The 13,178-nt window shown below is 73.7% G+C and carries 9 protein-coding genes; 3 read left to right on the top strand and 6 right to left on the bottom strand.

What is annotated here, in order from left to right; translation table 11 throughout:
* The first annotated feature begins 142 nt into the window (after window positions 1–142).
* The 3 genes from ACFVST_RS09580 (at window position 143) to ACFVST_RS09570 (ending at window position 3,835) form a co-directional block, all read left to right on the top strand.
* Entirely contained in the window at window positions 143–1,126 is a 984-nt protein-coding gene (locus ACFVST_RS09580; RefSeq protein ID WP_390148567.1) for a carbohydrate ABC transporter permease, read from the top strand.
* Window positions 1,127–1,145: 19 nt separating this feature from the next.
* Window positions 1,146–2,063: a sugar ABC transporter permease gene (locus ACFVST_RS09575; protein ID WP_390148565.1), complete on the top strand. Its 918-nt coding sequence runs from the start codon at window positions 1,146–1,148 to the stop codon at window positions 2,061–2,063.
* Between the two features lie 62 nt (window positions 2,064–2,125).
* Complete coding sequence (locus tag ACFVST_RS09570; RefSeq protein ID WP_390148563.1) at window positions 2,126–3,835, top strand: glycoside hydrolase family 13 protein; 1,710 nt, start codon at window positions 2,126–2,128, stop codon at window positions 3,833–3,835.
* A gap of 21 nt (window positions 3,836–3,856) precedes the next feature.
* On the opposite strand, the gene ACFVST_RS09565 is transcribed toward ACFVST_RS09570, so the two are convergent.
* From ACFVST_RS09565 to ACFVST_RS09540, 6 genes are all read right to left on the bottom strand, one after another.
* On the bottom strand, window positions 3,857–4,570 hold the full coding sequence (locus ACFVST_RS09565; protein WP_390148561.1) for a TetR/AcrR family transcriptional regulator: 714 nt from the start codon (window positions 4,568–4,570) through the stop codon (window positions 3,857–3,859).
* A gap of 151 nt (window positions 4,571–4,721) precedes the next feature.
* A complete protein-coding gene (locus ACFVST_RS09560; RefSeq protein WP_390148559.1) occupies window positions 4,722–6,836 on the bottom strand; it encodes a hypothetical protein in 2,115 nt (704 codons plus the stop codon).
* A gap of 49 nt (window positions 6,837–6,885) precedes the next feature.
* Complete coding sequence (locus ACFVST_RS09555) at window positions 6,886–10,029, bottom strand: alpha-N-acetylglucosaminidase (RefSeq protein WP_390148557.1); 3,144 nt, start codon at window positions 10,027–10,029, stop codon at window positions 6,886–6,888.
* Window positions 10,030–10,365: 336 nt separating this feature from the next.
* Window positions 10,366–11,016 (bottom strand): LuxR C-terminal-related transcriptional regulator, encoded by a 651-nt coding sequence (locus ACFVST_RS09550; RefSeq protein WP_390148556.1) that lies wholly within the window; start codon window positions 11,014–11,016, stop codon window positions 10,366–10,368.
* Window positions 11,007–12,323 carry a histidine kinase gene (locus ACFVST_RS09545; protein ID WP_390148554.1) on the bottom strand — a complete coding sequence of 439 codons (1,317 nt, stop codon included), beginning with the start codon at window positions 12,321–12,323 and terminating at the stop codon, window positions 11,007–11,009. Before ACFVST_RS09545 ends, ACFVST_RS09550 begins: the two co-directional genes overlap by 10 nt.
* Before the next feature lie 92 nt (window positions 12,324–12,415).
* Complete coding sequence (locus ACFVST_RS09540) at window positions 12,416–12,967, bottom strand: winged helix-turn-helix domain-containing protein (RefSeq protein ID WP_390148552.1); 552 nt, start codon at window positions 12,965–12,967, stop codon at window positions 12,416–12,418.
* Window positions 12,968–13,178: the final 211 nt, after the last annotated feature.

Below are 13,178 nucleotides of genomic sequence, written 5' to 3'. Positions count from 1 at the left end.
TGGGGCCTTGGCCCCGGGGGGGGCGTAAATAAAACCGGCCCCCCCCGGCCCCCCCCCCCCCCCCCGGGGGGGGGGGCCCGGGGCGCCCCCGGGACGTACCCGCACGGGCGGCCGCCCGACTCCCGGAAGGTCCCGAAGAACCATGACAACCGCCGTCGACGGCCCGGCCACCCGCCGCCCCCGCCTCCTGACACGCCTGGCCGACTCCTGGCGGCGCCACTGGTACGCGTACGCCATGGTCGCGCCGGTGGTCGTGGTGCTCGGGGTGCTGGTGGGGTATCCGCTGGTGCGGGGCTTCTATCTGACGCTCACCGACGCCAACAGCCTCAACTCGGCCCGCACCATCGGCGTCCGCCACATCGACGCCACCTACCGGTTCATCGGCCTCGACAACTACGCCGACATCCTCTGGGGCCCCACCGCCTGGGACCGCTTCTGGTCGCACTTCCTGTGGACAGTGGTGTGGACCGTGTCCTGTGTGCTGCTGCACTACCTGATCGGACTGGGTCTGGCGCTGCTGCTCAACCAGAGGCTCCGCGGCCGCACCCTCTACCGGATGCTGCTGATCCTGCCCTGGGCGGTGCCCACCTTCGTCACCGTCTTCTCCTGGCGGATCATGCTCGCGGACTCCGGCCTCATCAACTCGGTGCTCGGCACACTCCATCTGCCGCAACCCGCCTGGCTGGAGGACACCTTCTTCCAGCGGCTCGCCGCCATCGGCGTCAACACCTGGTGCGGGGTGCCGTTCATGATGGTCTCCCTCCTCGGCGGCCTCCAGTCCATCGACAACACCCTCTACGAAGCAGCCGAGATGGACGGCGCCACCGCCTGGCAGCAGTTCCGGCACATCACCCTGCCCGGGCTCAGAACGGTCAGCTCCACCGTCGTGCTGCTCGGCGTCATCTGGACGTTCAACCAGTTCGCCATCATCTTCCTGCTGTTCGGCGCCAACGGTGCCCCCGACGCCCAGATCCTCGTCACCTGGGCCTACCGCCTCGGCTTCGGCCAGCAGCCCCGCGACTTCGCCCAGTCCGCCGCCTACGGCGTACTGCTGCTCTCCATCCTGATCGTCTTCACCTCCGCATACCGCCGCTGGCTCAGCCGGGGCGACCAACTCGCCGTCTGAGGAAAGGAGTTCCGCCGAGATGAGTACGACGACGCCCGCCGCACCCGACACCGCCGGGGAGCCCACCCAGGACCGGCCCCGCCGCCCCGCCCCCCGGACCCGCCGCCGCGGCGAAACCGGCCGCACCGCCACCCTGCTCTCGCACACCGCCCTCATCGCCGCCGCGCTGATCGCCCTCTTCCCGATCGGGTGGCTGGTCTTCCTCTCCCTCGGCCCGGGCAAGAACGACTATCTGCACCCGGAGGGCATCTTCGGCAAGGCCACCCTCGGCAACTACGCCTTCGTGTTCCAGCACACCAACTTCTTCAAGTGGCTGCTGAGCACCGCGGTCGTCTCCCTCGGCACCACCGTCGTCGGCGTCCTGGTCGCCGCCACCACCGGCTACGCCGTGTCCCGGATGCGCTTCCCCGGCTACCGCAGGCTGATGTGGGTACTGCTCTGCACCCAGATGTTCCCGGTGTCGGTCCTGATGGTGCCGCTGTACATGATCCTCGCCGACCTCGGCCTGGTGGACACCTACGGCGGCCTCATCCTCATCTACTGCTCCACCGCCGTGCCCTACTGCGCCTGGCTCCTCAAGGGCTACTTCGACACCATCCCCTTCGAGATAGACGAGGCCGGGCGGGTCGACGGGCTGACGCCCTTCGGCACCTTCTGGCGGCTCATCCTGCCGCTGGCCCGGCCGGGTCTCGCCGTCGCCGCGTTCTACACCTGCATCACCGCCTGGGGCGAGGTGGCGTACGCCTCGACCTTCATGCTCGACGACCAGAAGTACACCCTCGCCGTCGGCCTCCAGAGCTTCATCAGCGAGCACGACGCGCAGTGGAACTACATGGCGGCCACCGCGGTCCTGATCGCGATCCCCGTCTCCGTCGTCTTCTACCTGGTGCAGAAGAACCTGGTCACCGGCCTCACCGCGGGCGGCACCAAGGGCTGACCGCCCGCCGCCCCCCCTGCACCCGCCACGCATTCCGACGCACTCCGACGCACAAGGACGACATGAGTCAGCAACCGGCCGCCCGGCCGCCCGCCTTCTCCTCCGCCGTCACCGAGGCCTCCATGCGACACACCGACTGGTGGCGCGACGCCGTCATCTACCAGGTCTACCCCCGCAGTTTCGCCGACAGCGACGGCGACGGCATGGGCGACCTGGAAGGCGTCCGCGCCCACCTGCCGCACCTGCGCGACCTCGGCGTCGACGCGGTCTGGCTGAGCCCCTTCTACGCCTCCCCGCAGGCCGACGCCGGCTATGACGTGGCCGACTACCGCGCCGTCGACCCCATGTTCGGCACCCTGCTGGACGCCGACGCCGTCATCCGCGACGCCCACACCCTGGGCCTGCGCGTCATCGTCGACCTGGTGCCCAACCACTCCTCCGACCGGCACGAGTGGTTCAGGCGCGCCCTCGCCCAGGGCCCCGGCTCCCCGCTGCGGGAGCGCTACCACTTCCGCCCCGGCAAGGGCGAGCACGGTGAACTCCCGCCCAACGACTGGGAGTCCATCTTCGGCGGGCCCGCCTGGACCCGGGTCACCGAACCGGACGGCACCCCCGGCGAGTGGTATCTGCACCTCTTCGCCCCCGAGCAGCCCGACTTCGACTGGGAACACCCCGCGGTCGGCGACGAGTTCCGCTCCATCCTGCGCTTCTGGCTGGACATGGGCGTCGACGGCTTCCGCATCGACGTGGCCCACGGCCTGGTGAAGGCCCCGGGCCTCCCCGACCTCGGCTCCCACGACCAACTCAAGCTCCTCGGCAACGATGTGATGCCCTTCTTCGACCAGGACGGCGTCCACGAGATCTACCGCGCCTGGCGCAGGATCCTGGACGAGTACCCGGGCGAGAGGGTGTTCGTCGCGGAGGCCTGGACGCCGACGGTGGAGCGTACGGCGAATTACGTGCGGCCGGACGAGCTGCACCAGGCGTTCAACTTCCAGTATCTGGGCGCCTCTTGGGACGCGGTGGAACTGCGCGGCATCATCGACCGCTCGCTCGACGCCATGCGCCCCGTCGGCGCCCCCGCCACCTGGGTACTGTCCAACCACGACGTCACCCGCCACACCACCCGCTACGCCAACCCACCAGGTCTCGGTACCCAGTTGCGCACCGCGGGCGACCCCGCACTCGGGCTGCGCCGGGCCCGCGCCGCCACCCTGCTGATGCTGGCGCTGCCCGGCTCCGCCTACCTCTACCAGGGCGAGGAACTCGGCCTGCCCGATGTGGTGGACCTGCCCGACGAGGTCCGCCAGGACCCGTCCTTCTTCCGCGCCGCCGGGCAGGACGGCTTCCGCGACGGCTGCCGGGTCCCCATCCCCTGGACCCGCGAGGGCACCTCGTACGGATTCGGCCCGGCCGGGTCCTGGCTGCCGCAGCCCGAGGGCTGGGGCGAGTTGAGCGTGCAGGCGCAGACCGGGGTGCCGGGCTCTACCCTGGAGCTGTACCGCACCGCGCTCTCGGTACGCCGCGCCCACCCGGCGCTCGGCGCGGGCGAGTCCGTCCAGTGGCTGGACACCCCGGAGGGGGTGCTCGCCTACCGCCGGGTCTCCGCGGACGGCCGCACCCTGGTCTGCGCCGCCAACACCACCGGTACCGCGGTGCGGTTGCCGGACTGCGGACGGGTACTGCTGGCGAGCTGCCCGCCGCAGGAGGTCGAGGTGGGGGAGCGGGAGACGGTGATCCCCGCGGACGCCACGGTGTGGTTCACCGACTGAGCCACCGGCCTCGTGTCCCGCTCAGGCGGAGTCGGCCGCCGCGGTGGCCGGCAGCAGGGCCGCGAGCCGGGTCACCAGCTCGCCGAACGGGCCGTCCCCCGGCTCGTCGGCGAGCACCCGCCGCAACACCCCCGCCACCTCCTCGTCGTAGGCCGCGCTCACCGCGCTCAGCGCCGCGAAGTCATGCACCAGCTGCCGGGCCAGCTCGCCCCGCGGGATGCCGCGGTCCGCGAGCCAGATCAGCGCGGTGGACTCGGCCAGCGAGATCCATGACCGGATCACCAACTCCAGCCGCATCGGCGGCTGTTCGACCTCAAGGTGGGACAGGATCTGCTCGTATCCGGCCTGCCGCACCGAGTCGATCAGTACATGGGTGGTGGCGGTGCCCACCGTGGGACCGCCGCGCAGCAGGGCCGAGAAACCGGCCCCATGGGAGTCGGCGAACTCCAGGAAGCGGTTCATCACCCGCAGCAGCCGCGCCCCCAGCGGACCCTGGTGCGGCTCGGTGAACCGCTCCACCAGATCGTCCGCGGCCCGCTGCAACGCCGCCTCGTACAGGCCGAGTTTGCCGGGAAAGTAGTGGTACACCAGCGGTCGGGAGATGCCCGCCGCGGCGGCTATCTCGTCGATCGACACGGCGTCGGGCGGGCGGTGGCTGAACAGGTCGAGCGCGACCCCGATCAACTGCCGCCGCCGTTCCTCGACACCCATCCTGCGGCGCACCCCGGTCGTCATGCCGGCAACTCTACCGATCGCGGGCGGACGGTGACGCACGGCGGTCCGGCCGCCGGCCTGCCCGCTGCCTGCTGCGCGGTGACCCTGGGCGGTGCCGTCGGCCAGTGCCAACTCACCGGCCGCCACCGCGTGTTGAGGCTTCCCCCAGCGCTCAGTGCAGCGGCTCCAGCTTGTCGCCGTCCGTGAGGGTGCCGTCGAGTCGTGCCTTGGCGCCCTGCTCGGCCGGGACGGCGAGGACATTGCCCTCGGCGGAGCCGTCGACATCGCCGGAGGCACGGACCGAGGCCACGTTCTCGCTGCCCGCGCCCAGCAGGTACCAGGTGCCGGCCTGGGACTTCCACAGCACCCCGGCCAGTACGCGGGGGGCGCGGCTGCCGCAGTCCGGTGTGTCCCGGGCCTGGGCGGCGATCGCGGCGGCGGTGTTCCCCGGCGTCCTGACCTGGGCCAGTACCCGGGTGCCGGTGCCGCGCCAGGTGTCGGCCCGGGTGCAGAGCCAGGCCGCCTGCCCGTTGCCCTCCGGCAACTGCTGCTGCGCGTAGGGCCAGGCGTTGACCGTGCGGACGCCTTCGCTGCGCAGGGCGGCGAGGGAGCAGGCGGTGGCCGACCAGTCCGCCAGCGCCTGCTCGCCCGTCGCCTCCCCGGGGCTGCCCGGGCGGCCCGCGGTGAGATGGGCGGGGGTCAGCTCCCCGAGGTCAGTCAGCAGCCGACCGCCGCCCGAACTGCCATTGCCGGCAAGGCCGTTGCCAGCAAGGCCGTTGCCAGCAAGGCCGTTGCCGGTACCGCTCTCGCCGGTGACGCCATTGCCGGTGACGCCGTCGCCGGTACCGCTGGCATCAGAGGCGCCGCTGTCCGGGGACCCGTCGTCGGCCGGCCGTACCTGGAGGGTGCGCCAGGAGGAGCAGCCGCCGCGGACCGGGGGGCCCGCCATCGGTTCCGTCACACCGTCCGCGGTGCGGTGCAGCGGCTTGGCGGGCGACTGCGGCTTCAGCAGGTCCCGTACCGCGGTCGACCGGACCCAAGGGGCCGTCAGATAACGGACGTTGCCGTCGGAGCGGTCCAGCACCACCGCGTCCGACTCGCCCTCGGCGGGGCCGTCCACCCGGGAGAAGTCCAGCGCCGCGCCCGCGGTGCCGTGCGCCGGCTCCGCGTACCGGGCGATCCGCATCCCGTCGTAGAGCAGCACCACCCGCGCCCCGTCGACCCGGCCCGCGTACAGCAGCCGCGGGGGGCCGGGCGGGGCGCCGGCGGGGGTGCCGGGGGTGGCGGAGACATGGACCTGGCGGCCGGGGCGGGCCCACACCGCCAGCGCCCGCCGCAGCAGTTCGCGGTCCCGCACCAGGGAGCCGCGGGCCGGCCACACCGCGAAGTCCCGCCGGGCCGCGCTCCGCCAGGCCGCCGGTGCCACCGTCATCAGCCGCTCCGGGTCCAGCGCGGCCTGCCCGGCCGGATTGCGCGCGTACGGCGGGGCCGCGGCACCGTCCGGACCCCAGCCGTCACCCGGCATCCCCAGCAGCGCCCCGCACACCAGGACGGCCGCCGCGGCCACTCCCGCGGCCCGCAGATGCTGGCGGCGCCGCAGCAGATCGGTGGGCCTGGCGTGCAGCACACACGGGTCGAACTCCGGGGAGGACAGCAGCCGTACGGTCTCCGCCGCGGGAGCGTCCCCGCCGCCGGGGCCGGTCGCCTCGTCCAGTGCCGCGTCCGGGTCGTCCACCCCGGCCGCGTCCAGCAGGTCGAACGCCTCGTCCTCGGTGAGCCGCTCCGGGCCGAGCAGCGCGCAGGCGGCCCGCCCGGCCGGGGAGAGCGCGGACAGCCGCTGTTCCAGGGCGAGTTCACCGGTGCCACCGGAGCGGGGGAACAGCCGCAGGCCCCAGACGTGCGGCAGCAGCGCGGGCAGTTGGGCCCGCCGGGGCCAGGCCATCCGCCGCAGCGGCAGACAGGCCTCCAGCGCGGTCCGCAGCACCCGCTCCCGCACCAGCGCGTACCCCGGGTCGGTGACCGGCCCGCCGTCCCCGGGGCCCCGCTGTCCCGGCAGCCGTACCGCGGTGGCGGCGGGGGCGGTGCTACGGGAGCGGGGCAGGGCGCGCTGGGCGAGGGCGTGCGCGGTGAGGACGCGGCGGCCGGTGCCCAGCTTCGGCGGCAGCACCAGATAGGCGAGCCGGACCAGCCGCGGATAGTGCTCCATGAGCGCGGCCTCGGCCTGCTCCACGTCCACGACGGGGCCGGGTGTCTCTTCGGGGCGGGTGGCGACATCCTGTGACTGCACGTTGACCAGAACGAGCGAATCGTCCGATGGTCACCGCCCCGGACGGGCGCTACTCCACGTGCCAGCCGCTGAATTCGACGGTGCCGCGGGTGCCGCCGGCGTTCGTCGCGCTCATGAAGAGGCCCGCGTCCTGCGCCGCCGCCGCGTGCGGCACCGCCACCGTGGCCACCGTCCGCCAGCTCGCCCCGCCGTCCGTGGAGCAGTCCCCGGTGAAGTCGGTGCCGTGCCGCCGCAGCCGCAGCAGTACCGGCGCCTTGACCCCGGCGAGGCCGCGGTAGGTGTCGAGGGTGCCGTCGCCGTCGGAGTCCCAGGACAGCACCACACCGTTACCCGGGGTGACCGCCAGATCGAGGAAGCCGCCCGAGGCGGCGTCCGCCAGGCGGTTGCGTACGGCGATCCCGGCGCGCGCCCAACTCCCCGTGTTCTGCTGGGAGTCGACCGTCAGCAGCAGCGAGGTGCCGTCGGTGAGGACGCCACCGCGGTACGCGCAGCCGAACTCGGCGGTGCCCTTCCACAGGTCGGCGCCGCCCCCGTTGACCGCGAAGCGCTCGCCGAGCTGCCCGAAGACCGCGTCGTTGGTGGAGACGGTGTGCCAGCCCGCGGCCAGCGGCCCCGCCTCGAAGAGCGTGCCCCGCTGCACATCCGCCACCCGCTCCTGCCCCTTCGGCCCGTACCGCACGGTGATCGTGTACGGCAGGGGGCGCAGCGGGCGGTCCAGGGGGGCCGAGGGGGCGGTGGCGCGCCAGCGGACCGTGCCGCGGCCGGCCGGTGGGACGGAGGGCAGGGTGGTGCCGCCGTCGGGTTCGGCGTCGGGGCCTTCCAGGGCGAAGTCCACCGCACCGGTCGGGGCCAGCCCGTTGGTGTTGCGGAACTCCGCGGACACGGTGGCCCGTCCGCCGGGCGGGAACGCGGCCGGCTCGGCCCGTACGGTCACCGCGCCCTGGTAGGGGGCGGCGGCCAGGGTGTCGCGAACCTTGGCGGCGGTGCGGTGCGGGTCGCCCACCGGGCGCAGCGGGTAGTCGCGGCGCCAGGTGGTCCACGGCTCCTCCATCGCGAACCAGTCGACGGGCTTCGGCTCCCGCCCCTCGGCCATCGCGTCCGCCACCTCGTCCAGCCAGCGCTGCCACCGCGGCAGATAGAACTCGCCGACCACACCGTGCCATTCGCGGTTGCCGTAGTCGTGCAGCTTGCCGCCGTCCGCGGTGGAGCGGCCGCCCCAGACGGTGATCAGGGCCTTGGCGGTCTGCTCGAAGGCGGTGCGTTCCGCGTCGGTGGTGGCGAGGGCGCGCGCGTCCCGCACCCAGGGCCCCAGCAGGAACCCGGGGTGGGTGCCGGCGATGTCGTCGGACAGCCGCATCAGTTTCAGCCAGAGCGCGGCCAGGGTGCCGAACGCGGCCCGATCGCCGCGCTGGTGGGCCGACTTGAGCAGCGGCAGATACTGCCTGCTGCGGTGCGCCAGCGCCTGCCGCGCCACGTCCACCAGGTCGTAGCCGTACGCCGGGCTGCGCCGGTGCTGCGGGGCGACGGCCAGCAGATGGGCCAGTACCGCGTCGAACCGGGCCGGGTCGTAGGTGAGGGCGCTCGGGGCGTAGACGGAGGCGCGGGTCGCGGAGAGGTCGGGGCGGGCCGCGAAGAGCGAGTCGTGCGGGTCGCTGCGCTCGACCGCGGTGTGCCGGTAGGCGGTGTCGGCGAGGGTGCGCCAGGCGGCTCTGGCCTCGGGGTCGGGGCCGTAGCGGAAGTCGGCGTATCCGGCGAACCAGTCGGAGCGCTCGGGTGCCGTGTCGAGCCAGGCCAGTTCGGAGAACAGCTCGAAGCAGGCCGGGTCCCGGTCGGTGCCCTCGGGCAGGAAGGCGGTGCCGGCCAGGGCGCTGCCCGCCTTGTCGCGCCAGGCGAAGAACTTCTCGTTCCACAGATGGGTGCGGGCGCCGATGGTGGTGCGCCCGCCGAAGTTGGGGATGGTGCCGAAGCAGTACGGGGTGCCGCCCCAGTCGCGTTCCCGGTCGGTGACCGAGGTGTAGCGGTCGCTGACACCGTCGACGATCAGCATCCGGCGCTTGTCCACGGCGTCCAGCAGTGCGGGCAGCGGATTGGCCTCCCAGCCGAGGATGACCCAAGTGGCGCCCGGATGCGCGGAGTCGAGCGCCCGCTGCACCCCCGCGGCGGCGTCCGGCACCGGTACGTCGCCCGCGGTGCCGCCCTCGTGCAGCAGGTCCATCTTGAAGTGCGCGGCGGGACCGAAGACGTCCTGCTGGTGCCGGTAGAAGGCGGCGGCGGTGCGGGCGAAGGACTCGGTGCGCGGATCGAGCCAGGCGGGCCGGTCGAAGCCGTGCCAGGTGCCCTGCGGGACGACATGGGCGTCACCCCCGGCGCGCTCGGCGAAGTCCTTGGGCACATGCCCGTAGTAGCCGGGCAGGACCGGCGCCATCCCCAGCTCGCGCAGCCGGTCCGCGATCCGCCGCCCCAACTGGGCTCGCTTGGCGACGAGTTGGGCGGAGAGGGGGCCGCCGTAGCCGTACAGGTTCTGTAGCAGCCACCATGGTTGGTGGGAGGGGGCGGGGAGCCAGGCGCGGGCCTCGGTGTCGGAGTAGCCGGAGTCCTTCAGCAGCCGGTGGTAGACGGCCTCGGTGCCGGCCACCACCATCACCTCGTTGCAGCCGTGCAGCGCCAGGATGTCGATCATCCGCTCCCAGTACGGCCAGTCGGCATAGGGCGCGGTGTACCCGTCGTTGGTGTCGTTCAGGGCGAAGCGGTGCGGCAGTTTCGTGGTGCGGGACAGCGGCCGGGTGGGCGCCGGGAGCCGGGACGGCAGCTCCAACCGGCTGCCCTGCCAGGCGATCTGGGCCCCGCACACATACTTGAGGTACCAGTGGACCCCGGTGAGGAGGGTGCCCGCGGTGGTGCCCTCGACGATGATCCGGCCGGTGCTGCCGGACACCCTGAAGTGGTCGCCGGATCCGGCGGGTTCGACGGTGCGCAGGGTGAACTGCCCGGCGTGGTGCGGCAGTAGACGGCGCAGCGCGGCCCCGGCGGCGGCCACCGGCTCCGCCGCACCGCGCGCCGCGGGGACCGCCGGTACCGCCGAGGCGGAGCCGGGAGCCAGCAGCGCCCCGCCCGCTCCCAGCGCCCCCGCCGCCCCCAGCAGCGCCCGCCGCGAGGGCCCCGGGGCGCCCAACGGCCCTGGTACGGACGGCACTTGGGCGCTACGGCGGTGGTGCGGTGACTCGGCGGTGCGGCTCTGATGCGGCTCGGACCGGGGCGAGGCAGGCCGGAACGGGACAGGCAACGGGACCCCCCACACATGCTCGGGTGTGCAACACGGGCGACGACGGGTGCATGTGCAGCGCACGCTAACCACCGGCCCCGAACCGGGGCAACGCTGTGTGCGAACCTGACGAGATCCCGCCGCCGACAGGGTCGTACGGGCACGGTGGGCCGCCGGGTCCGGCCTCCCGACGCGCCGCCGCAGTCACCCTGACGGCCCCAACCCGCCTGCCTCGGTGGTCGAGGCGGCGAACCCGGCGGCACCGGCTCAGCGGTCGCGGTCCAGATACGCCAGTACGGCCAGCACCCGGCGGTTGTCGTCGTCCGAGACCGGCAGGTCCAGCTTGGTGAAGATATTGGAGGTGTGCTTGGCCACGGCCCGCTCGGTCACCACTAGCCGGGCCGCGATCGCCGCGTTGGAGCGGCCCTCGGCCATCAGCTCCAGCACCTCCGTCTCACGCGGTGTCAGCGCCGCCAGCGGCCGGTCCGCCGAACGCCGCGCCAGCAGCTCGGAGATGACCTGCGGATCCATCGCGGTCCCCCCGGCCGCCACCTGCCGTACCGCGTCCGTGAACCGGTCCGCGTCGAACACCCGGTCCTTCAGCAGATAGCCCACCCCGCCCTGCCCGTCCGCCAGCAACTCCCGTGCGTACAACTGCTCCACATGCTGCGACAGCACCAGCACCGGCAGCCCCGGCCGCGCCCGCCGCGCCGCCAGCGCGCACTGAAGTCCCTCGTCGGTGTGCGTGGGCGGCAGCCGTACGTCCACCACCGCCACATCCGGCTCCAACTCGGCCAGCGCCACCGTCAGTTCGGGCCCGCTCTCCACCGCCGCCGCGATCTCGAACCCGTACGCCTCCAGCAGTCGCACCAGCCCGTCCCGCAGCAGGAACAGGTCCTCGGCCAGCACTACGCGCACGGAATCTCCAGGGTGACCAGGGTGGGGCCGCCGGTGGGGCTGCGGACGGCCAGGACACCGTCGAAGGTACCGAGCCGGCGCTCCACCCCGGCCAGCCCGCCCCCCGCACCGGCCCGCGCACCCCCGCACCCGTCGTCGGACACGGTGATCCGCAGCCGCCCCGCGTCCTGCCACGCCTCGACCCGGATCCGCTCCGCCCCCGAGTGCTTCACCGCGTTGGTCAGCAGCTCACTGACCGCGAAGTACGCCGCGGACTCCACCGGTTCCGCGATCGGCTCCGGCAACTCGGCCCGCACATCGGTGGCGACGGGCAGCCGCAACGCCAACGCCCTTACCGCGTCGGCCAGTCCGCGTTCCGCCAGCACCGGCGGATGGATGCCGCGGACCAGGTCCCGCAGTTCGGCCAGCGCCTCGGCGGAGGAACTGCGGGCCTCCGCCAGCAGCCGCCTGGCCTGCTCCGGATCACGCTCCAGCAGGGCCTCCGCCGCCCCCAGACCGATCCCCATGGCGACCAGTCTGGCCTGCGCCCCGTCGTGCAAGTCCCGTTCGATCCGGCGCAGTTCGGCGGCCGAGGTGTCCACCGCGTCATGCCGGGTGGCGGTGAGCCGGTCCACCCGCCGCGCCAGCTCCTCCGGGGACCGCGGGTCGAGGACGGCCCGCACCAGCCGGAAGTGCGCCCCCACCAGCGCCGGCCCGAACAGCACCCCGACCACCAGCCACACCAGCCCCAGCAGCGCCGCCAGTACGGCGGTGCCCTCCCCGCTCACCGGGACGAAGCCGAACCGGTAGCCGTCGGCCGCGGCCACCACCGGGCGCCACAGGCCCATCGGCAGCAGCAGCCCGAAGACACCCTCCGCGAGCAGCGCCGGCGGCAGCAGCGCCAGGACCGCGCCCGCCGTCAGATCCACCGGCAGCCACCCCAGGTCCCGTCGTACCGAGGGCTCCCGCAGCAGCGCCAGACAGTGCCGTGCCCGGGCGAGCGGACCGCCCCCGGCGGGCTCGGGCAGCGGCGGCGCGGCCGGGACGCGCAGCCCGTACCAGGACGCGGCCAGCAGCCGCCGCCGGTCCGCGTGCGCCCGCACCGCCCGCAGCAGCGGAGGAGTGGTGAAAAGACCCACCCCCAGCGGGATCAGGGCCAGTGACACCAGCACCGGCACCAGCAGCAGGAGCGATCCGCCCAGCGCCAGCACGGCCAGCACCAGCCCCCGCCCGGCGGCCCGCCCGGCCGGCACCAGCCGCCGGCGCAGCTCGGAGGGAGCGAGGGCAGAGTGTGGGGCGGACGCGGGGCCGCCCGGTCGTGTGGTCATACGGCCAGTCTGGCCAAGTCCGGCCCCCGGGGCACGGGGCGCAGCACCCGTCACGGGGGTGGTGCCAGCCCCACCCCCGCTCCGGGTCCGCCTCAACGCCCGTGCGGCGGGCTGTACTTGTAGCCCACCCGCCGCACCGTACGGATCAGGTCCCGGTGTGCGGCGCCCAACTTCCGCCGCAGCCGCGCGATATGCACATCCACGGTCCGCCCGTCCCCGACATGCCCGTAGCCCCACACCGTGCCGACCAGATGGTCCCGGCTGTGCACCTGGTGCGGATGCGCCACCAGATGCGCCAGCAGCTCGAACTCCAGGTAGGTCAGGTCGAGTTGGCGTCCGTCGACGGTGGCGGTGCGGCGTGCGGTGTCGACCCGCACCAGCCGGTCGCCGTGGGGCGCGCCCCCGGCCTCGGGCGGGACGGCGGGGCGGTGCGGGTCGGCCGGTACCAGCACCAGGTAGCCCACCATCGGCGGATCCCCCGGCAGTACCGGCAGGGTGTGCGGGGGAGCGGGCAGCAGGGTGGAACCGGGCGGCAGCAACTCCGCCATACCGGCCACCTCGCCCCGCCCCACGGCACGCAGCCGGGGCGGGGGAGCGGAGGCCGGGCCGGAGGACACGGAGGACAGGGAAGGGGTGGGTGCCATGGAGGTCAGCTCTTTCGCGCGAGAGGTCGTCGGTGGACGTACGTCGTGCGCGCGGCCGTCGGCCGTACCGGCGTCGAAAGCGGTGAACGGCTTCAGCGGGCCCGCGCGGTCCTCGCGGGGCAACACATCCGGTCGAAGTCGTGGTGCTGACGGGAAGGCCAGAAGGGCTCCAGAACGGGACGCCCCGTCGCGGAGTTCCGGAAGCCTGCCA

The organism is Streptomyces sp. NPDC058045, assembly GCF_042885635.1.
Classification (GTDB): domain Bacteria; phylum Actinomycetota; class Actinomycetes; order Streptomycetales; family Streptomycetaceae; genus Streptomyces.
The sequence above is the reverse complement of the archived record's forward strand: the minus strand, read 5'-3'. Positions and strand labels throughout refer to the sequence as shown.

Excerpts from the sequence above, each read along its gene's own strand:
- ACFVST_RS09570 (WP_390148563.1), top strand. The coding sequence starts at position 2,126 with ATGAGTCAGCAACCGGCCGCCCGGCCGCCCGCCTTCTCCTCCGCCGTC.
- ACFVST_RS09545 (WP_390148554.1), bottom strand. The coding sequence starts at position 12,323 with ATGACCACACGACCGGGCGGCCCCGCGTCCGCCCCACACTCTGCCCTC.
- ACFVST_RS09580 (WP_390148567.1), top strand. The coding sequence starts at position 143 with ATGACAACCGCCGTCGACGGCCCGGCCACCCGCCGCCCCCGCCTCCTG.
- ACFVST_RS09575 (WP_390148565.1), top strand. The coding sequence starts at position 1,146 with ATGAGTACGACGACGCCCGCCGCACCCGACACCGCCGGGGAGCCCACC.
- ACFVST_RS09565 (WP_390148561.1), bottom strand. The coding sequence starts at position 4,570 with ATGACGACCGGGGTGCGCCGCAGGATGGGTGTCGAGGAACGGCGGCGG.
- ACFVST_RS09540 (WP_390148552.1), bottom strand. The coding sequence starts at position 12,967 with ATGGCACCCACCCCTTCCCTGTCCTCCGTGTCCTCCGGCCCGGCCTCC.